Annotated in this window: 17 protein-coding genes; 7 read left to right on the top strand and 10 right to left on the bottom strand. The window is 66.4% G+C overall.

Annotated features, from left to right (window positions below):
- On the top strand, window positions 1–2,083 hold a 2,083-nt coding region (locus AC3WOB_RS24545), incomplete at its 5' end, for an autotransporter family protein (protein ID WP_492276442.1).
- A 52-nt stretch (window positions 2,084–2,135) separates the two neighbouring features.
- On the opposite strand, the gene AC3WOB_RS24540 is transcribed toward AC3WOB_RS24545, so the two are convergent.
- Window positions 2,136–3,281, bottom strand: a complete 1,146-nt coding sequence (locus tag AC3WOB_RS24540; protein ID WP_207464223.1) for an alpha-hydroxy acid oxidase — start codon at window positions 3,279–3,281, stop codon at window positions 2,136–2,138.
- Between the two features lie 162 nt (window positions 3,282–3,443).
- On the opposite strand from AC3WOB_RS24540, the gene AC3WOB_RS24535 reads away from it, so the two are divergent.
- Window positions 3,444–3,782 (top strand): hypothetical protein, encoded by a 339-nt coding sequence (locus AC3WOB_RS24535; protein ID WP_492276441.1) that lies wholly within the window; start codon window positions 3,444–3,446, stop codon window positions 3,780–3,782.
- Window positions 3,783–3,884: 102 nt separating this feature from the next.
- Window positions 3,885–4,316: a VOC family protein gene (locus tag AC3WOB_RS24530; RefSeq protein WP_492276440.1), complete on the top strand. Its 432-nt coding sequence runs from the start codon at window positions 3,885–3,887 to the stop codon at window positions 4,314–4,316.
- Between the two features lie 28 nt (window positions 4,317–4,344).
- Here AC3WOB_RS24530 and AC3WOB_RS24525 read toward each other — a convergent pair whose 3' ends face one another.
- A complete protein-coding gene (locus tag AC3WOB_RS24525) occupies window positions 4,345–4,761 on the bottom strand; it encodes a VOC family protein (RefSeq protein ID WP_492276439.1) in 417 nt (138 codons plus the stop codon).
- Entirely contained in the window at window positions 4,758–6,785 is a 2,028-nt protein-coding gene (pdxR, locus tag AC3WOB_RS24520; RefSeq protein ID WP_492276438.1) for a MocR-like pyridoxine biosynthesis transcription factor PdxR, read from the bottom strand. The genes AC3WOB_RS24525 and pdxR overlap by 4 nt, the downstream gene beginning before the upstream one ends.
- Before the next feature lie 92 nt (window positions 6,786–6,877).
- Here pdxR and AC3WOB_RS24515 point away from each other — a divergent pair, with 92 nt between their 5' ends.
- Window positions 6,878–8,605 carry an NAD(P)H dependent flavin oxidoreductase family protein gene (locus AC3WOB_RS24515; RefSeq protein WP_492276437.1) on the top strand — a complete coding sequence of 576 codons (1,728 nt, stop codon included), beginning with the start codon at window positions 6,878–6,880 and terminating at the stop codon, window positions 8,603–8,605.
- 51 nt (window positions 8,606–8,656) lie between these two features.
- Here the strand turns inward: AC3WOB_RS24515 and AC3WOB_RS24510 are convergent, their stop codons facing one another.
- Window positions 8,657–10,570 (bottom strand): B12-binding domain-containing radical SAM protein, encoded by a 1,914-nt coding sequence (locus AC3WOB_RS24510; protein WP_492276436.1) that lies wholly within the window; start codon window positions 10,568–10,570, stop codon window positions 8,657–8,659.
- 113 nt (window positions 10,571–10,683) lie between these two features.
- Window positions 10,684–11,226: a hypothetical protein gene (locus tag AC3WOB_RS24505; RefSeq protein WP_492276435.1), complete on the bottom strand. Its 543-nt coding sequence runs from the start codon at window positions 11,224–11,226 to the stop codon at window positions 10,684–10,686.
- A 171-nt stretch (window positions 11,227–11,397) separates the two neighbouring features.
- On the opposite strand from AC3WOB_RS24505, the gene AC3WOB_RS24500 reads away from it, so the two are divergent.
- Window positions 11,398–11,805: a hypothetical protein gene (locus tag AC3WOB_RS24500; RefSeq protein ID WP_492276434.1), complete on the top strand. Its 408-nt coding sequence runs from the start codon at window positions 11,398–11,400 to the stop codon at window positions 11,803–11,805.
- Window positions 11,806–11,827: 22 nt separating this feature from the next.
- On the opposite strand, the gene AC3WOB_RS24495 is transcribed toward AC3WOB_RS24500, so the two are convergent.
- Entirely contained in the window at window positions 11,828–13,003 is a 1,176-nt protein-coding gene (locus tag AC3WOB_RS24495) for a GGDEF domain-containing protein (RefSeq protein ID WP_492276433.1), read from the bottom strand.
- Window positions 13,004–13,244: 241 nt separating this feature from the next.
- On the opposite strand from AC3WOB_RS24495, the gene AC3WOB_RS24490 reads away from it, so the two are divergent.
- Window positions 13,245–14,180 (top strand): DNA/RNA non-specific endonuclease, encoded by a 936-nt coding sequence (locus AC3WOB_RS24490; protein WP_492276432.1) that lies wholly within the window; start codon window positions 13,245–13,247, stop codon window positions 14,178–14,180.
- Window positions 14,181–14,201: 21 nt separating this feature from the next.
- Here AC3WOB_RS24490 and AC3WOB_RS24485 read toward each other — a convergent pair whose 3' ends face one another.
- The 4 genes from AC3WOB_RS24485 to AC3WOB_RS24470 all read right to left on the bottom strand — a co-directional run bounded on the left by AC3WOB_RS24485 (window position 14,202) and on the right by AC3WOB_RS24470 (window position 18,418).
- On the bottom strand, window positions 14,202–15,008 hold the full coding sequence (locus AC3WOB_RS24485; protein ID WP_207464233.1) for a hypothetical protein: 807 nt from the start codon (window positions 15,006–15,008) through the stop codon (window positions 14,202–14,204).
- 1 nt (window position 15,009) lies between these two features.
- Complete coding sequence (locus AC3WOB_RS24480) at window positions 15,010–15,675, bottom strand: hypothetical protein (protein ID WP_492276431.1); 666 nt, start codon at window positions 15,673–15,675, stop codon at window positions 15,010–15,012.
- 140 nt (window positions 15,676–15,815) lie between these two features.
- Entirely contained in the window at window positions 15,816–16,295 is a 480-nt protein-coding gene (locus tag AC3WOB_RS24475) for a VOC family protein (protein WP_013394452.1), read from the bottom strand.
- Between the two features lie 95 nt (window positions 16,296–16,390).
- The gene (locus AC3WOB_RS24470) at window positions 16,391–18,418 is read right to left on the bottom strand and encodes an alkyl/aryl-sulfatase (RefSeq protein WP_492276430.1); all 2,028 of its coding nucleotides are present in this window, start codon (window positions 18,416–18,418) and stop codon (window positions 16,391–16,393) included.
- A gap of 336 nt (window positions 18,419–18,754) precedes the next feature.
- On the opposite strand from AC3WOB_RS24470, the gene AC3WOB_RS24465 reads away from it, so the two are divergent.
- Window positions 18,755–20,350, top strand: coding sequence for a GGDEF domain-containing protein (locus AC3WOB_RS24465; RefSeq protein ID WP_492276429.1), 1,596 nt, complete (start codon window positions 18,755–18,757; stop codon window positions 20,348–20,350).
- The last annotated feature ends 11 nt before the right edge of the window (window positions 20,351–20,361 follow it).

The raw sequence follows: 20,361 nt of genomic DNA, 5'->3' as shown, positions 1-20,361 counted from the left end.
GATCGGCGCCGGCACCACGATCCTGACGGCCGACAATACCTACACGGGCGGCACCACGATTTCTGCGGGCACGCTGCAGTTGGGCGACGGCGGCACCTCCGGAGCCATTTTGGGCGATGTGGCGAACAATGGAGCACTGACGTTCAATCGCTCCGACGTCCAGACGTTCCCGGGCCTGATCTCCGGTAGCGGCACGGTCAACCAGATCGGCGCCGGCACCACGATCCTGACGGCCGACAATACCTACACGGGCGGCACCACGATTTCTGCGGGCACGCTGCAGCTAGGCGATGGCGGCACCTCCGGCGGCATCCTGGGCAATGTAGCCAACAACGGCGCACTGAGTTTCAACCGCTCTGACAGCGTGACGTTCGCGGGCCTGATCTCCGGCAACGGCACGGTCAATCAGAACGGCAGCGGCACCACGATCCTGACCGCCCAGAACACCTATGGCGGCCCGACCAACATCAATAACGGCGTGCTGCGCGCCGGCGCGGTCTCCACGCTCAGTCCGAACTCGGCCGTGAACGTGACGGCTGCTGGCACGCTCGATCTCAATGGCTACAGCCAGGCCACGGCCGGCGTGATCAACGCCGGACTCATCAACATGGGCAGCGGCACCGCGCCCGGCACCACGCTGACGACGCCGAACTACGTCGGCCAGGGCGGCAGGATCGCCATGAACACCTTGCTGGGCGGCGACGGTTCGCCGTCGGACCGGCTGGTGATCAATGGCGGGACCGCTTCCGGCTCGTCGTCGCTGATCGTCGCCAATGCCGGCGGCGCGGGCGCAGTGACCACCGGCAACGGCATCCTGCTTGTCGATGCCGTCAATGGCGGCACGACCGCCGCCAGCGCGTTCACGCTGGGCAATGCCGGCGGCTATGTCGCCGCGGGCCCCTACGCCTATACGCTGCAACGCTCCAGCGTGGACGGCAGCGGGCTGCAGAACTGGTACCTGCGTTCGACGGTGGACTGCGCCGCCGCGCCCAGCAATCCCGCCTGCAAGGACCCGGAACCCCCGGTGCCGCCGAATCCGCCCGTGCCGCCGATTCCGCCCAATCCGCCCACGCCCACGCCGCCGGCGCCGCCCAACTACCGGCCCGAAGTCTCCACGGCCGTGGCGACGCCGGAGCTGGCCTTGCGCTACGGCGCGACCTTTCTGGACTCGCTGCACGAGCGCATCGGCGAGGCGCGCTACGCCCTGCCCTCCACCCCGGCCGGCGGCAATTCCCTGGCCTGGGGCCGCGTCATCGGCGTGACCGGCGAACGCAACGGCAGCAACTCGGGCATCCTGGGCTCCAGAGGCCCGGACTACGACTACAAGATCTATGGCCTGCAATCCGGCGTGGATCTCTACCGCCGCGCCAACGCCAACGGCAGCATGGACCACGCAGGCGCCTACGTCGCCTTCGGACGCGCCACGGCCGACGTCGACCACCTCGACGGCCGCTCCGCTGGCCAAGCGGCCATGAATGGCGTGACGCTGGGCGGCTACTGGACGCATATCGGCAAGGAAGGCTGGTATGTCGATGCCGTGATCCAAGGCACGCGCTACGACGTCGACAACGGCCGTTCCCCGGCCGGCTACAACCTGGACACCCGCGGCTTCGGTTTCGCGACCTCGCTGGAAGGCGGCTATCCGTTCCGCCTGAACGACGAGTGGGTCATCGAACCCCAGGCGCAGCTGGTGTTCCAGAACGTCAATCTCAATGACGCCAACGACGGCGCCGCCAAGATCCGCTTCAACGACGTCGACAGCCTGAGGGGCCGCCTGGGCGTGCGCCTGGCGCGCACCGTGGAGCTGGATCCGGGACCGGACGGCAAGCGCGTCGCTACCACCTGGCTGCGCGCCAGCCTGGTCAATGAGTTCCTGACCAACCCGACCACGGAATTCTCTTCTCAGAATGGCTATGTGCCGTTCCGGGCTGACATGAAGGGCACGTCGGTGCAACTGAATCTGGGCGCGGACGTGGGCGTCAAGCGCAACGTCTCGGTGTACGGCAGCGTGGGCTCGGAGATCAGCCTGCGGGGCGACGGGCAGAGCTTCAACGGCAAGCTCGGCGTGAAGATCGCCTTCTGACGCGCAAGCCCGCGGATCGGGCCGCCCGGCCCGATCCGTCTGGCGCTATCGATCAGCGGAACCGCAAATGCCGCCGCTGCAATTCCGCGACGGTCCGGCATCCCATCAGCTTCATCGCGCGCTCGATCTCGACCCGCATCAGTTCCAGCGCCCGCTCCACCCCGGGCCGGCCCGCAGCGGCGAGCGGGAACAGGTAGTAGCGGCCCAGCCCCACCGCCTTGGCGCCCAAGGCCAGAGCCTTGAGCACATGGGTGCCGCGCTGCACGCCGCCGTCCATCATCACGTCGATGCGGTCGCCGACCGCATCGACGATCTCGGCGAGCTGGTCGAAGGCGCTGCGCGAGCCGTCCAATTGGCGGCCGCCGTGGTTGGACAGCACGATGCCGGTGCAGCCGATGTCGGCCGCGCGCCTGGCGTCTTCCACCGACATCACGCCCTTCAGGCAAAACTGTCCGCCCCATTCCTGCACCATGGCGGCGACGTCGTCCCAGGTCATGGCCGGGTCCAGCATGTCGGTGAAGTAACGGCTGATGGACATGGCGCCGCCGCCCATGTCGACGTGGGTGTCCAGTTGCGGCAGCCGGAAGCGTTCATGGGTAAGGTAGTTGAGCGCCCAGGCCGGCTTGGCCGCGAACTGCGCGATGCCGGCAAGGTTCAGCCTGAACGGAATGGCGAAGCCCGTGCGCTTGTCGCGTTCGCGGTTGCCGCCGGTGATACTGTCCACGGTCAGCATCATGACCTGCACGCCGGCCTCCTTGGCGCGGGCCATCATCTCGCGGTTCAGGCCGCGGTCCTTGTGGAAGTAGAACTGGTAGACCTGGGGGCCGCCGCTGATCTTGCGGGCTTCTTCCAGGCTGACAGTGCCCAGCGAGGACACGCCGAACATGGTGCCGAACTTGCCCGCGGCGGCGGCCACGGCGCGTTCGCCATCGTGATGGAACAGGCGCTGCAAGGCTGTCGGCGAGCAATAGACCGGCAGCGCCAGCTTCTGGCCCATGACGGTCACCGACATGTCCACGTCGGACACGCCGCGCAGCACGTCAGGCAGCAGGTCGCAGGATTCGAAGGCCGCGGTGTTGCGTCGGTAGGTGGTTTCATCGTCGGCGGCGCCGTCGATGTAATTGAAGATGGGGCCCGGCAGCCGCTGGCGGGCCATGCGGCGAAAGTCGTGGAAGTTCTGGCACTGGTTCAGACGCATGGGTAGACCCTTATCGACACTACACGTACGGACAGCCTGAGCCCCCGGATGGAGCGGGGGGAATTGTAGACCGACAGCTGCATTTACCAAGGCGTCGGCGGAAGCCCGGTCGCAGATCGTGTTAAATGCGGTCTTTCGCAATACGAACGGAACTGCCCCGCAATGCCCCATCCCCTGCTCAAACCGGCCGCCTGGGCCGCGGCTGCCGTCCTGGCGCTGCCCGCCGCAACCGCCTCGGCGCAGCAGAACCTGGAGCGGGCCACCTCGCTGGCCCAGATCCACGCCATCATGGAGTATTGCAAGGTGCTGACCCCCGAGCTGCTGGAGATACTGAAGAAGCGGCAGCAATCGTCCGCCCGCGAGTCCGGCGTGTCGTCCCTGGTGTTCGATGCGGAGTATCTGCGCGCCTACACCAAGGCGCGCAAGGACCTGGCGGAATTCGGAGAGGAAGAGAAGGAGCTGACCTGCCAACCCATGCGGGCCATGGCCGGCAAGGAGTGAGCGCGGCATCCAAGACGGCTGCGCGGCAGCTTGAAACAGGAACCCGGCAAGCGTAGTCTGACACCGCTGATTCTCCCCCCACTCGATAGCCAGGAGCGATTCATGGCGCAGAAAGAACGACATAAGGGCCGCTTGATCGATCACATCGGGCTGGTCGTGCGCGACCTGTCCGCCAGCAAGGCGTTCTATACCGCAGTCTGCAATGCGTTGAAGATTCCCATCGGCGCCTCCGACGACAAGAACTTCTGGGCGGACGAGCTGTTCATCTCCGCGCCCGGCAGCGCCGAGGTACAGGGCGAACTGACCGGCCGCATACACCTGGCCTTCCAGGCGGAAGACCAGGCCATGGTGGATGCCTTCTACCGGGCGGCGATGGCGCACGGCGGCCGGGATAACGGCCCGCCGGGCGAGCGTCTTGCCTACCATCCCGGCTACTACGCGGCATTCGTGCTGGATCCGGACGGCAACAACATCGAAGCCGTCTCCCGCACGCGGGCCGAGCGCAGCGCTGCCTCGGTGCGGATCATCTACTGATCATGCCTTCATCGCCCGGGGCCGGATGTCATGCCGCGCCCCGTGGCGCCTGGATCATCTTCCAGCCATTGCCCGCCGGATCGCGGAAGCCCGCGTCCACGCTGCCGTAGCGTTCGATCGGTTCCTGCGTGAACTCGACGCCCTGCGCCTGCAGCCGGGCGTAGCTTTCCCGGCAGTCGGCCACGTGCAGCACCAGAGGCGGCATCGCGCCCTTGGCAACCATGGCGCGCAAGGTCTGCGCGGTGGCCTCGTCGTGGATGGGCGGACCGGGCGCGAACAAGCCGAGCTGAAACGAGGGCTGATCCGGATGCTGCACCGTCAGCCACCGGTACGGTCCGTTGCGCACGTCCGTATGGATGCGGAATCCGAGCTTGTCGACGTAGAACGCCAGCGCCGCGTCCTGATCGTCCACGTACACGCCCGCCACATTGATGCCTAAGTTCATAAGACCTCCTGGGTTGATGGCGGAAATTTACCGTCGGCCTCGCGGCGCCGCTTCTCCAAAACAGCGATATTGAGATCGGGGCGCTGCGCGGCCTTCACCACGCAGGCGGGCATCCGGTCCAGCGGCTGCATGTCGGTCCGCGCCTGCGCGCGCATGGCGCTGGGACTCAGCCCTGTGACGTCGCGGAAGATGCGGCTGTACGTGCCGAGGCTTTCCCAGCCCGTGGCGTAGGCGATTTCCGTGACGCTCTGCTCCGTATCCCGCAGCATGGCCACGCTTTGCTCGATGCGCCGCGTCAGCAGGTAGCGATGCGGCGGCAGGCCGAAGGCGCGTTTGAAGGAATGGGCGAAGTGCGCCTTGGAAACGCCGCTGACCTCGGCCAGTCGCTCCACCGGCCAGGCTTCGTGCGAGGCTGCGTCCATGCGGTCCTTGACTCGCAGCAGGCGGCGCAGCAGCGCCGGGTCCTGCTGCGGGCCTTCGCCCGGCGCCGCTTGCGCCAGCAGCGTTCCCAGCCTCGACAAGGCGTCTTCCTGCACCGCGCTATAGCCCACCACCACGCCCGGCGGCAGGTCTACCTTGCGGCAGAAATCCGCCAGCGGCTGCATGCCCACATCCGCAGCCCGCGCCGCCACCACGGCCTGCGTCATATCCCAGCCCGGCGGCAGCCGCCACAGCAGATGGAAGCCGGCGTGCTCGCCGCTGACGCGCAGTTCGTCGCTGCCAACCGCCTGGCGCAAGGCGCGCAGCGCGGCGTCGCGGCGGCGCGCGTAGACGCCGCGCGCCTTGCGCACGTGGCGCGCGAAACTGCCGTCCTGCAGGAACGCTGCCAAGGTCATCTGCTCGATGATGCTGGGCGAGCGCCCCGCCCGGCGGCGTGCCTGCACGAAAGCGGGCGCCAGCGCCTTGGGTACCACCGCATAGCCGATGCGCAAGGCATTGAACAGGGTCTTGTTGAAGCTGCCGCAGTGGATGACGCGGTCGGCCGTGTCCAGGCTTTTCAGGGCGGCCAGCGGCGCGCCGTCATAGCTGAATTCGCTGTCATAGTCGTCCTCGACGATCCAGCAGCCGGCTTGCGCGGCCCAGTCCAGCAGCTCCAGGCGGCGCGAGACCGGCATGGTGACGCCGGTGGGCGCCTGGTGGGCGGGCGTGACGTGCACCAGCTTCACGCCGCGTTGATTGCGGGCCCGCGCAACCGGAAAGCCTTCGGCGTCGATGGCCAGCGGCACGACGTGGCGGGTGTACTGGCCGAAGATGGGTTCGGCGTTCAGGTAGCCGGGATCCTCGATCAGCACCCTGTCCTGCGGCTGCAACAGGAGATGGCCGCAGAGGTCCAGGCCGTCCCGGATGCCGCCCAGCACGATGACCTGGTCCGGATCGCAGCTGATGCCACGGGCCGCGCCCAGGTAGCGGGCGATCTGCTCGCGCAGCGGGCGCCAACCTTGCGGCTCGTCGTTGGCCAACTGGGCCGGCGTCACGCGCCGGGCGCTGGCCATCAAGCCCTTGCGCCAGCGTTCCATGGGAAAGAGCGCGGCGTCGGCGCTGCGCGAGAAGAACAGGGAGTTGGACGGGAACGGCGCCAAGAGCGCGGCCACGTGCGGCGCAGGCGGCGGCGCGCTGGCGTCTGGCGGGGGCGCGGCCATGGCTGCTTGCGATGCGGACATCGGCCCCCGCGCCTTGGGCGTAGCGGCGCCCTCGCCTGGCAGCCCCGTCCGGAAGAAGTTGTCCGGGATCACCGCCGCCACATAAGTACCCGATCCGACCGTGCCCGCGGTATAGCCTTCGCTGCGCAGCTGATCGTAGGCAGCCTCGACCGTGGAGCGCGCAATATGCCAGCGTCCGGCCAGGCTGCGCGTGGACGGCAGGCGCGCGCCGGAGGGCAGCGCGCCCTTCAAGATGCGTTCGCGGATCTCGCGGTAGACCCAGGCCTGCTTGGACTCCCCGGGCCGCGCCACATCCCGCGGCAAGTCCAGGCTGGCTTCCTGGCGCTTCGCGCCTGACTGTTTCTCGGAAAGTGGCTTGTTCATATTCACGGAAATGGCTCTATTTCATGTAGCCATTCTATCGGTAGATTGAAGGCCTGCGCCCCTTTTGTGGGGCAATTTTTCCGGAACCTGCCATGACCGCTACCTGCCATACCATCACCCTGGAGACCGGCCCCTTCCTCACGGACGGCAAGACCTCGATCCTGGAGGCGGCCCTGACCCAGGGGGTACCGGTGCCCTTCTCCTGTCAGCGTGGGGCCTGCGGCTCATGCCGCGCCGTCGTGGTAGACGGCAGCTACGAACGCATCGCGTCGCCCACGGACGGCAGCTACCAGACCGCCAACGACGAACTGCTGATGTGCCAATGCCGCGCCGCCAGCGACCTGACGCTGCGCTTCCCGCACTGGCGCGCCCCCGAGCAGCCCACGCCGCCGCGCCGCGCCAGCGTGGTGTCGCGCCTGCCGCTGGCGCCGGACGTCACCCAGCTCATCGTTGAACTGCAAGATGGGGATGTCTACAGCTACCTGCCCGGCCAGCATGCCCAACTGATCCTGGACGGCGGCGCCCGCCGCAACTTCTCGATCGCGAACGCACCGGGCGCGGCCGGGCCTGCACGGCTCGAATTCCATATCCGCCGCATGCCCGGCGGCGCTTTCACCGACGGCATCCTGCCCGGGCTGCGACCCGGCGACGCACTGACCCTGGACGCCGCGCAGGGCGACTGCACCTGGCCCGCGGAGATGCCCCCAGGCATAGACCACCTGGTGCTGCTGGCCACCGGCACGGGCTACGCGGGCGTGGCGCCCATCCTCATGGCCGCGCTGCAAAGCCGCGCGCTGAAGACGGTAACGCTCTACTGGGGCGGGCGGACGCCGGACGATTGCTACGCCGGCCAGATGCTGAACGCCTTGCAGGGCAAAGGCGACGGGTTCCAGTGGCATGCGGTGTTGTCCACGGCTCAGGACGGCCAGGACGCCGATGCGGCAGATGGCGCGCAGCATCGCCATGCCGGCCGGCACGTGCAGGACGCAGCCGTGGCGGCCGGCCATGACTGGTCCCGCAGCCTGGTTTACGCCTGTGGCAATCCGGCGATGGTGAGCGCGGCCCGTGAACGGCTGCTGGCGGCCGGCCTGCCCGCAGACCGGTATCGCGCCGAAGCCTTCCATCCGGCGGCCGGCGGCGCGGCCGGCATCGCGCCACAGCCTGAAGCGCATCCCTGGGAGCGCATCAGCCCGCGCTACACGCTGGCCGGCATCCTGGACGCGCGCCGGCGTTCCATGCAGGCGGTAGAAGAAATCGCCGCGCTGATGCGGCCCGGCATGACCACGCGCGAGGCCATCGCCGTGGCGGACGGCCACCTGCGCCAGATGGGCGCGTCCAACAACTGGCATCCGACCTATGTGCGCTTCGGCCCGGACACGCAATCGCCGCCCGTCCAGCCCACCGACTACGACCGCAAGCTGCAAGAGCACGACATCTTCGTGCTGGACATCGGGCCCGTGTGGGACGGTCATGAAGGCGACTACGGCGACACCTTCGTGCTGGGCGCGGACGCGGACCGCCAGCGCTGCGCCGAGGCCGCGCGCGAGGTGTTCAAGCGTGCCCGCCTGGCGTGGCTGGAAGGCCTGACGGGCGCTGCCCTCTACGACCGGGCCTCCGAATATGCGCGCGAGCTGGGCTGCGAGCTGGTGCGGGAAATTCCCGGACACCGGGTATCAGATTTCCCGCATGCGCTGTATGGCAAGCACCTGCTGGCACAGGCGGACTTCGTGCCCGCCGACGGCATCTGGGTGCTGGAGATTCAGGTGCGCGATGCGCAGCGGCCCATCGGCGCGTTCTACGAGGACGTATTGCTGCGCTAGCGCGGCGGCAGCCCCGCGCGCGGGCGCGGCTCTACGCCCGCTGCGCCGGCCCTAGCCCCGCTGGCTCAACGCCCTGCTGATCCGGTGCCTTGCCACCGTGGTCTTCGGCACGTTGAACGGGAACCAGCTGCGCACGTCCTCGTCCAGCCCGATGCCGTGCATGTAGTTGTAGATGGCCTTTTTCAATGCCTTACCCAGCGCGTCGTGGTCCACGCCGGTAGGATCATGAAAGCCGACGTCGTTCTTGGCGAACGTGACCGGCGGCAAGGGCTTCAAAGTGACGCCGTATTCCTCCGGGTTCTTGCCCACCGGCGAATGCACCGTACAGGCGAAACGGTGGAAAAAACCGCTCTGGATGCAGCCGTTGTCGAACAGCTGCCGCACGTATTCCAGCGCGTCCACGGTGTCCTGCACGGTCTGCGTGGGAAAGCCGTACATCAGGTAGGCGTGCACCAGGATGCCGGCGTCGGTGAAGGCGCGCGTGACCCGCGCCACCTGCTCCACCGAGACGCCCTTCTTCATCAGGTTGAGCAGGCGGTCCGAGGCGACCTCCAGGCCGCCCGATACGGCGATGCAGCCGCTATCCGCCAGCAGTTCGCAAAGTTCGGGACTGAAGGTCTTTTCGAAGCGGATATTGCCCCACCACGAAATACCGGTGTTGCGGGCGATAAGTTCGGTCGCCAGCGCCTTGAGCGACTTGGGCGGCGCGGCTTCGTCGACGAAATGGAAACCGGTCTGCCCGGTTTCGCGCACGATAGCCTCGATGCGGTCGGCCAGCACCTCGGCGGACGCGCCTTCGTAGCGGCCGATATAGTCCAGACTGACGTCGCAGAAGCTGCATTTCTTCCAATAGCAGCCGTGCGCCACGGTCAGCTTGTTCCAGCGCCCGTCGCTCCACAGCCGGTTCATGGGATTCAGCATGTCCAGCAGCGACAGGTAGCGGTCCAGCGGCAGGCCGTCCCAGGTGGGCGTGCCCACTTCGGCGAAGGCGATGTCGGGCTCGACCATGTTCACATAGCGCACCGCGCCCGTGTCGGCCTCGCGCAGGAAGGTGCGCACCAGGCGCTGGCGCGAACGCTTGCCCTGCACGTGCTCCAGCAGCGACAGCAAGGGGCGTTCGCCCGCGTCCAGAGTCACATAGTCGAAATAGTCGAAGACCCGCGGGTCCTTCAGCTCGCGCAATTCGGTGTTGACGAAGCCGCCGCCCAGCACAGTGATGATGGAGGGATCGTGCGCCTTGATGGTTTGAGCGATGCGGAAGGCGGCGTAAACGGCGCCCGGGAACGGCACGGACAGCAGCACCATGGTCGGCGTGTGGCGGGCCTGCGCCTCCGCGGTCAGGCTGCGCAGCATGTCGTCCACCAGCGTCGGCGCGGCCGCCAGCGCCTGGGCCAAGGGGTCGAACGTGGGCTGGCTGCCCGCCAGCGATTCGGCGTAGCGCACGAACTCGAAGCGCGAGTCCACCGCGTCCCGCAGCACGTCGGCCAGATCGTTCAGATACAGCGTCGCCAGGTGCTTGGCGCGGTCATGCAGGCCCAACGCCCCGAAGGCCCAGCCCAGCGGATCGCCGCCCTCTTCGTCCAGATACACGTCCAGCGAACCGAAGCGCGGCCCCTCGGGCAGGAAATTGCGGCCGACGATGCGGTGCGCCAGCGTCGAATCGCGGCCCTGCAGGAAGGCGATCACGGGCGCGATGGTCGCCACGTAGCGCGCCTCCTGTTCCGCGAAGGCCTGGACCGCGGGGCTGCGCTTACTCGCCGGCAAGGCGGCGACGCGTTCCGCGACAGCGCGCAGGCCGTCGGCCGACAGCAGGCGCAGCACCAGGGCCAGCGCCAGGTCTTCCTGGAACGAGGTCACGCCGCGCGACCGCAGAAAGCCGGTCAGGTAGGCGGTGGACGGATACGGGGTATTGAGCTGCGTCATCGGCGGGATGACCGACAGCACGCGTAGAGGCAAAGAGGACATGAAGCACGGCAAGGCTGCCGTCGAAGCGGGGATCGCAGCCATTATAGGCAGCGCGGCGGAACCGGCTCCGCCGCCCGGACAAAACGGCCGACGGGTTGCGCCGGCCGCAGGCGTCAAAGATCGCCGAGCACTCTGGGATCGAACCGCCAGCGATGCTTGCCATTCACGCTGCACACCGCCGTCGTCTCCTTGTGGCGCTTCGGCCCGATTTCCCTGATTTTCAATTCCCCATCGCATACGGGGCATTGGCCGCCAATCTCCGTGTAGAAAACCTCGCCAGCGCGATTGGCCTCCAGGTTGCACATCATGAAAAACCGCGAATAGCGCCTACGCTTCAGATCACCGCCGGTGTCCAGGCTGATGAAACTCAGGAAAATCAGGATGAACCACCACGCCGACATCCCCCAGGCGTAGACGCCCAGGGCGGTGATCGCCAAGCCTGCCGCGCCGCCTGTCAACAGCCAGGCCGCCTTGACGGGTTTGCCGCGCAGCCGCAGGGGCACGATGCTGTAGCGCTGGAATGCTTCAGCCCAACTGCCGCGAGAGGCCGCAGCGGCTGGCGGATTGGCGGCGGGCTGCGGACTCGCCGTAGCTGGCGGCGTCTCGGCCGCCGTAAAACTGCCCGCGTCCGATGCGAAGATGTCCTTGCTGCGCATATTGCCCAACACTCTTGCGCATTCGTCGCACACGCTGTTCTTGCCCTTATGGGCGGCTCCGCATCTAGAGCAATGCACGCTATCCCCTCGCAGTGGAAACTTTGATCTGGCGCCATTATTACCATTATTCTTAGGCACCCGCCGCAACCGCACCCCGCCTGGCGTCATTCCATGCGCAACCGATCAGACCCATTCGCCCCACCCCCGAAGCAACGGACCGTCCGCCTCAATTCCCTGCTCTGGATCCTCGAGCCTCTGGAACGCGACGCCGGTTACATGCGCCGCAAGATGTTCGGCTGCGATGCGGCGTACCTGGATGGCCTGCTGTACCTGGTGGCCGCCGACCGCGACGATCCCTGGAGCGGGCTGCTGGTGTGCACCTCGCAGGAACGCCAGGAGGCGCTGTTGACGGAATTTCCGGCCCTGCGGCCGCACCCGGTGCTGGGAAAATGGCTATACCTGCCCCAGACCGACGAGGACTTCGAGACGATTGCGGCGGCAATGGCGCGGCTGGCGCTGGCGCGCGATCCGCGCATGGGCGTGGCGCCCAGGCCGCGGTCCAGGCGCAAAAACGGCTGACTCGCGCCGGGGCCGGGCGTCCTCAGCAGTTCACCGAACCCGCCGCCGCAAACGCCAATTCCACCCGGTTGCCGCCCAGCGCCTTGGCCTGATACAAGGCCCGGTCCGCCGCAGCCAGCGCATCGGCCAGGGGCGGAACCTTGTCATCGAACTGCGCCAGCCCGACGCTGACCGTGGCCGGGATGCCGGCGCCGTCCTCCCGCCTCGACACCGTGCCGGCAAAGTGCTGCGCCACGGCCGCGCCCAGCACGGTGGCGCGCCGGGCGTCCTGACCGGACAGTAGCGCGGCGAATTCTTCGCCGCCGATGCGGGCGAGCAGCACGTCGGGGCCGAGCACGCAACGGGCCGATTCCGCGAAAAACTTGAGCACCTGGTCGCCCGCCTGGTGGCCATGCCTGTCGTTGATCGCCTTGAATTGGTCCAGGTCGAACGCCAGGACCGCAACAGGCCCACGCCCTGCCCCGCCCTCGATGATGCGCGCGCCCTGTTCGAAGAACCACCGGCGGTTGCCCAGGCGGGTCAGGTAGTCGGTCTGCGATTCGCGCAGCAGCTGGCCATGGGTTTCTTCGCGGATCAGCTTGAGTAGCGTCATCGGCAGCACGATCGAATACAGCACGCCTTCGTACATGGTGAGCGTGCTGGCGGTCAGGTGTATGCCGGGACCATGCTCGGCCACCCACCAGGGCAAGATGAAAGCCCGGGCGGCGTAGACCAGCGCGTGGATGCTAACCGCCGCCGTCGCGATGTGCAGCGGCGTCAACGACCTGAGCGACTGGCAGCGCAGCAGCTCCCAAGCCGTCATGCCGCTGACCAGCGCGATCGGGAATGCGCTGACGTACTTCCAGACCAGATCTTCCCGCTGGGCGCCGGCCGCCAGCCAGATCAGGGCCATGACAATCAGCAGCCCGATGGAAGCGGCGCGATAGCGCCGGCCGCTGAGCGAAGCCGCGCCGTTCATGATCAGCAGATAGCCGCTGAGGACGATGAGATTGGCGACCGCCGAGCCCAGCGGGCTGGGCAGTTTCGCGCGAAACAGCACAACGGTACAGCCCAGGGCAAGCGTGGCGAAGCCCGCGGCCAGGATACGCAATGATCCGCTGCGGTTGGGATGGGTCCGATGCTCCCAGAACGTCAGGCCTGCACTGGCGAGCAGCGTTCCGATGATGATGAAGTAAAGGGTGAGGAGATCAACGTACATCTTGAATGCTTGGATATCGCGCCGCCGCATCGCGGGGCCAGCAGAAATTCTACGTGGGAAATATGTCGTTGAAACATAGCGTAACCCCTTGCACGGAGCGGTTTCTTTATATGTAGCGGTAGCGCGACACCACTGTCTCGCATGAAGAAACAATCGCGCTCAGTGGCAAATTTGCCACTCATCTACAATCCGTGGCGGTGCCGGTTGCCAACCGCAATCGGGCAGTAGCTCACAGGTAGTAATGACGCGCGCGAAGACACCCACTTCCAAGAAGAGAAGTCCCCCCAGCAGATCCAAGGCCCGCGCCGGTTCCCGGTCCAGCGGCCGTTTCCCCCGGTTCCTGAAGGCCCTGCTGTTCTCGTCCCTGGCGAGTTTCGGCGCCGCCACTTATATGCTGAATCCGCAGTGGCGGATTCCGGCGCCCGTGCAGGACGTCATCACGCGCCTGGGCTGGCCGCAGCAGCGCGAACACGCGACGCCTGCGGCAGTACCGACCGCGGCGCGGACCGGGGCGCCAGTTCAAACAATGTTTGCGGAATGCCGGCAGTTCTTTCCGCATTCACGCCCGCCCGAAGTGCCGGGCGGCCAGAAGCTGCGTGAGGTGTGCTTTTCCGCCTTCGCCATCCTGCATGACGGGCAGACCAAGACGCCGGTGTTCGTGGCCGAACGCCTGAACCGCCAGATGCTGACCCAGGCCCAAGGGCAGCGCCGGACCGACAAGTTCTATGCCGAGGCGCGCTTGCCGCGCGCCGAACGGGCCGAACTGGACGACTACCGCGGTTCCGGCTATTCGCGCGGCCACATGGCGCCGGCCGGCGACATGTCCAGCCCCGAAGCCATGGCGCAGAGTTTCTCGCTGGCCAATATGGTGCCGCAGGACCAGACGCACAATGGCGGCGCCTGGAGCAGCATCGAGCAGGACACGCGCAAATACGTGATGCGCGCCGCGGGCGACGTGTACGTCTTCACGGGGCCGGTCTATGCCGACAAGCCCAAGACCATCGGTTCGGGAGTCGCCGTGCCCGCTTACATCTACAAAGTCGTGTACGACGCGACTTCGGGACGCTCGTGGGTGCACTGGCAGGCGAACGCCGCCAGCACCAAGGCCGGGCCGCCCATCAGCTACGAGGAATTCGTCAAGCGCACGGGGATCCGGGTGCTGCCGGCCGGGGGCTGAGGGCCGGGTCGACCCGCAAGCTCAAATCTTGGATTCGTAAAACTCCACCTCGATGCGGTCCGCGCTCAGGTAGCCGCAGAGATTGGCCGGGAAGCGGGCCCGGCTGCACGCGGCATAGGCGTTTCCGTACAGCACCGCATTCTGTAGAAAATTGCGGCTGAGCGCCGTGCTGTCGGACTGGATCGTGCGGGTGAGTTCAGCTTGCAGCCGCTCGCTCTCCGCGCGCATCGGCCGCAGGATTTCCGCCTCGAACTTGCGGGCCACGCGCGCTTCCGCTTCGCTCGCCGGCACGCTGGAATGCTCGGGGTCATAGGCGTCCAGCAGCTCATTCTTCGCCCGGCGCGCGCAATAGAACGCCTGATAATACGAGCCCGTCGCGGGCCGCTTGAGGCGGGCTTGCGCAAGGTAGATCAGCGACGGCACAGGGGAACTCCACGAGATCAAGGTGCTCGTCGTGCCCGGTTTCACCGTGCTCACGTATGTAGGCAGGCAGGCGCCGGCAGGCTCGCGCCTGGACCGCAGGTCGGCCAGCCTCGCGGCGGCGTAACGATCGCCGTAGCGCAGCACATCCTCGTAATTGCCGCTGAGATGGCTACCTATGATGGCCCCTTGCGCCACCCAAAAACAGTAGCCATCGACAGACTGCCCATCTTGGCAATACGTCGCCAGCGCGCGCTTCATGCTGGGCCCCATGGCCTGAAAGCCCTCGTCCAGGGCGCTGGAATACGCTTTGTACAAGGCCTCGCTGCTTGCCGTTCCCAAACCCAGCGGCGCCCCCAGGGTCGAAGACGCCAGCACGGCCGTCATGACCGACGCGAACAATGGCATGTCACTTCTCCTGTTGGGTGGCCGACAGCCGGCTGCGGTCGCGCGCGTTCAACACCGTGTCGGGATAGCGGTAAGCCCAGCGCCCATCCCGGCATTGATAGACCCGGCCGCCATACACGACGGTCGAGCCTTCGCTGTAATAGTTCAGATGCGCGGCGTCCGAGGGCCGGGTGAAGTACTCGCAGGCCTGGCCGGCATAATCAAGCCCGGGACTCTTGGCCGCGGCCTTGGCTGACACCGATGGATCTGGCGCGTCGGCGGGCGCATTGCGCGGCTTGTCGCGGCTGGCGGGGTTGTTGGCCCAGGGATTCAGGGCGGGATCGGCGCTGTAGCGCTCCTTGATCCGGTCGCGGTTGCGCAGGTAGTCGGCCTCCCGCTGTTTCGCGAGGGCCTGGGCGGCCGCGCGCTGCGCGTCCTCGTACTGCTGCCGCAACCGGTCCTGCGCGCCCTGGTCGAGCAGCGCGTCGTCCTGCTGGCTGGAATCGCGCAGATAGTCGCTCAACGCCCGTTGCGCCGCGTCGATGGCAGCGCCGGTGTTGTTGCGCGAGGAAGACGAGGAACGGGACGAGCCGGTAGCTTCCATGGCCTGCCCAGGCCCTGCCTGCGCCGAGACGCCGATGCCCGCAAGCACGATGGCCGCCACAAGGCGAACCGCGAGCGTGGCCATAGGAAAGCTCCCCGAGGAAGATACGGCAAACGCCGCCAAACCTGGGAACAGGCCTTGCTGATGGCCGGTCCGCGCGCGGCGCCTTCATGATAGATCGCGCCGTTCCCGCCGGAATCAGCCAAAGGGATGAGTCCGCCCTCCTAGCCCCGCTGCGCTGCCTCGATGGTCGCGATGTCGATCTTGCCCATCGTCATCATCGCGTCGAAGGCGCGCTTGGCGACGGCGGCATCGGGGTCCGAGATCGCTTCTATCAGCATGCGCGGCGTGATCTGCCAGGACAGGCCCCACTTGTCCCTGCACCAGCCGCAATCGCTGGCCTGACCGCCGTTGCCGATGATGGCGTTCCAGAGACGGTCGGTTTCAGCCTGGTCTTCGGTCGCAATCTGGAAGGAAAAGGCCTCGCTGTGCTTGAAGGCCGGGCCGCCGTTCAGGCCCACGCAAGGAATCCCCGCCACAGTGAACTCCACCGTCAGCACATCGCCTTGTTTGCCGGAGGGATAGTCTCCCGGGGCGCGCAAGACTTTGCCTACGGCACTGTCTGGAAAGGTCCGGGCATAGAACTGCGCGGCTTCGAGCGCGTCCCGGTCGTACCACAGACAAATGGTGTTTTTGCTAGCCATATTTATCCTCCTGCCGATAGTCCCGCGCACGCAGCGGCTGCGTGGAGCTTCGACGCATGCGGCGAGAGGCCAGGATCGGCCTCTCGCTTTCAGCCCTACGGCGTCACGATATTGAACCAGAACGGGAAGTCATCCAGCGCGCCGAAGACTTCCGCCAGCTTGGCCTGATCGCCCGTGACTTTCACATCCCCCTTGGCCATCGCGTCCTTCAGCGTGGTCTGCTTCAGCATGATGTTGTTGAGCGTATCGCGGGTCAGCGACACGCTGGCGCTGGGTTCCTTGGCCTGCTTGCCTGCGGAATGGTTGAGCACGCTGTTGGCCATCTCCAGCATGTACTGCTGCTTGGTGTCGGTGAAATCCACGTTCAGCACCACATGCTTGCCCTCGGTCTTTTCCCGGTTCAGGCGCACCGCGAAGTAGTCGAACAGCATGTCCAGCGTCATGGCGCGCACGGTGTCCGGGCTGGCGGTGTCCGGCACCGGCAGCTTCTGCACGCCTTCGCGCAGCTCCTTGGCGCCGGTCAGGTAGAAGTTGCGCCACGGGCCGCTCTCAGCCTGATAACCCAGCTGCTCCAGCGCATCGGCCTGCAGGTTGCGCGCCTCCTGGTTCTTCGGATCCGCGAACACCGCGTAGTTGACGACCTCGGCCACCCAGCGGTAGTCGCCCTTGGCGTAGTATTCGCGCGCCTTTTTCACCACCGCGTCCACGCCGCCCATCATGTCGACGTAGCGCTTGGCGCCCTCTTCAATGGGCAGGGTGTGCAAGGTGGCGGGATTGCCATTGAACCAGCCCAGGTAAAGCACATAGGTCGCGCGCACGTTGTGATTGACCGACCCGTAATAACCCCGGTTGGAGAACTTGGTGGCGATGGACTTGGGCAGCTTGACCTGTTCGGCGATCTCTTCCTTGTTGTAGCCCATGTTGGCCAGGCGCAAGGTCTCGTCGTTGATGTAGCGGTACATGTCGCGCTGCAGGCTCAGCTGTTCGCGCACGTCCTTGTTGTTCCAGACCGGCCAGTGATGCATGGCGTACATCACTTCCACGTCGTCGCCCCACAGGTTCAGAGCCTCGTTCAAGTACTTCGACCAGGCAAGCGGATCGCGGATCTTGGCGCCGCGCAGTGAGTAGGTGTTGTGCAGCGTGTGGGTGGAGTCCTCGGCCGTGTTGAGCGCCTTCTTCTCCCGGATGTAGTAGAGCATCTCGGCTGGCGCTTCGCTGCCGGGCGCGTACAGGAATTCGTAGGTCAGGCCGTCGATGGTGCGTTTTTCGCCGGTCTTCTCGATGATGTCGGTGGGCGGAATCAGGGTGACCGTGCCCGCCGAGGTCGTCGTGCCCAGTCCCGCGCCCACCTGGCCAGTCGCGCTGGGCGGCAGCAGGTTGCCGTACATGTAGCTGGCGCGGCGGCTCATGGCGGTGCCAGCCATCACGTTTTCGGCCACGGCGTGCTCCAGGAATCCCAGCGGGGCGTAGATCTTGACCTTGCCCGCCTTGACGTCGGCCTCGTCCACCACGCCGCGCACGCCGCCGTAGTGATCCACATGGCTGTGGGTGTAGATCACGGCCACGACAGGCTTCTTGGGGCGATGCTGATAGTAGAGGTCCAGCGCGGCCTTGGCGGTTTCGGTGGAGATCAAAGGATCCATGATCGTCAGGCCTTCCTTGCCCTCGACGATGGTCATGTTCGACAGGTCCAGGTTGCGCACTTGGTAAATGCCGTCGGCCACTTGGAACAGGCCGGAGATGTTGATCAGCTGCGCTTGCCGCCAGAGGCTGGGATTGACGGTGTCGGGCGCATCGGAACCTTCCTTGATGAAGCCGTACTTGTCCGAATCCCATACCGGATTGCCCTCGGCGCCTTTGATCATGCCCGCAGGCAGCGGCGCGACAAAGCCCTTGTGCGCCAATTCGAAAGCTGTCTTGTCCGCGAACGGCAGTTCCTTCAACAGGGCTGCGTTCGCTTCCTTGGTGGGCGCTTCAGCGGGTTTGGGCGCTTCAGCCGACCAGGCAGGCGCCGCAAGCGCGATGGCCAGCGCCGTCAATGCGGCGGGCGCCGAAGCGCGGCGCCGGGGTGGTACCAGGTCCTGTCGGATAGGGAAGAGAGTCGCGCGGTGAAACAGCTGCATAGTCACTTTCTCCAGACGGGTAGAGGACAAACCGCTCGAAATGGCGGTCCGGCAAGCAACGGAGTCAGGCGAATGCAAAAGGCAAGGTCACACGTGCAAAAAACGGCAAGGCGTGACGGCCGAAGCGGCGGCAGTAACAGGAATGACAGGCGTGAGCGGCATCACGCGGCGCTGTGTTGGCTATAACGAACAAAGCCTACACATTTTTTCCCCTAAATCAATCGTGGATTGCAATTAATCACGTTTCGCATTGCGGGCTGCGTCCGCGCCATTTATCTTTGTCAAACTAGACGCGGTCGATACACCCCTACGCATGGAATACTGCATGGAGTCTCGATGAGCCCCCGGTCAAACCCCTCAGGCAGGCGCAAGCTCGGATTGCATGCGGTTCTGGTCGCGCTGGCCGTACTCAGCGTTGCCGTCGGTTTTTCCACCGCCATGTACTCCAGCTACCAGGTACAAAAGGCGCAGATCATCGGGAATGCCTTGGCCGCCAACCACGCGCGCGCCCAAAAGCTGGCCGAGGTCATCGACGTCTACATTGCCGCGCTGCACCGCCAGGCGCGCAATGCCGCAAGCCAACTCCCCGCTTCGATGGACAAGCCGCAAGCGCTGCAGAATGAACTGCGGCGCCTGGCCGGCCAGATCGACTCGCTGCACGCGGTCATGCTGGCCGACACCGCCGGCCGCATCGTTGCCCGCTCGCCCAGCGGCCAGCTCGCCGATGCGAAGATCCTGAGCCTTGCCGATCTGGGCGTGGGTCCCTCCGGCCCGAGCGCCTGGGTGACGACGCTATCCAGTACGCAGGCTGCTGTGCTTACCGTGACCGAACCCGTGGCAGGCCCCGCTGGCGCGCCTCTGGCCCATCTGGCCATCGTCATCAAGCTGGACGCCGGCAGCGGCATGGACCGGATCATCGGCGAGCGCGACGATATCGCCGGCATGTCCGTGTTCCTGGTCAGCGGCACCGGCCAGGTGTTGTACCGCAAGCAAGCAGGCGCCGGGGTATTCGATCTGGCCAGCATGGAACCCGCCCGACGGGACGGCGGCGCCCTGCTCTCGGATGCGAAAGGCGGCGCGGTATTGACCGGCTACGCGCCCTTGGCCAAAGGCAATTGGGCGGTGGTGGCGCAACGCTCGCTGGATCAGGTGCTGTCGCCGCTGCGCGAATTGCTCGGCGACGCTTTGCGCGCCGCGATTCCCGCCATTGTGTTGACACTGCTGCTGGTATGCGGGCTGGCCTATGCCATTGCATCGCCGCTATCGCGTTTGACCCGCGCCATGACTGCGGGGAAATCCGCAGGCGTGGACCTCGGGCGGCTCAACGCCTGGTACGCCGAGGCCGACACCTTGCGCGACGCGGTCCAACTGACGCTGGACCAGCACCAGGACGAGGTGGGCCGCCTGAACACCCAGGCGCTGACGGATCCGATGACCGGACTGCTGAACCGCCGGGCCATGACCGACGTGCTGGACGCTTACGCCGCGGACGGCACGCCCGTCGCGGTCATCGCCATGGACCTGGACCACTTCAAGCGTATCAACGATGCCTTCGGCCACATGACGGGCGACAAGGTGCTGATCGCGCTGGCCGAGGTGATCCGCGCCGGCCTGCGGGACCAGGACCGGGCATTCAGGGTGGGCGGGGAAGAGTTCATTGCGCTCTTGCCCACCGGCGCTGCCTCCCAGGCGGGCGAGGTCGCCGAGCGCCTGCGCGCGGCGGTGGCCCGGCGCCTCATGCCAGACGGCGTGGGCCGCGTCACGGTGTCCATCGGCATCGCGCTCTGGCCGCAGGACGGCGATTCTGCTTCCGACGTGATACAGCGGGCGGACGAGGCCCTGTACGAATCCAAGCAGACGGGGCGCAACCGCGTCACGCTCTGGCACGACAAGACCCCGGCTGCGCCGCCCTACCCGACCAACCGTAACTGAACGCCTGGTGA

The organism is Achromobacter sp. FW305-C-30-7, assembly GCF_058783105.1.
Note: the sequence above shows the minus strand (reverse complement) of the source record. Positions and strands in the feature narration are given on the sequence as shown.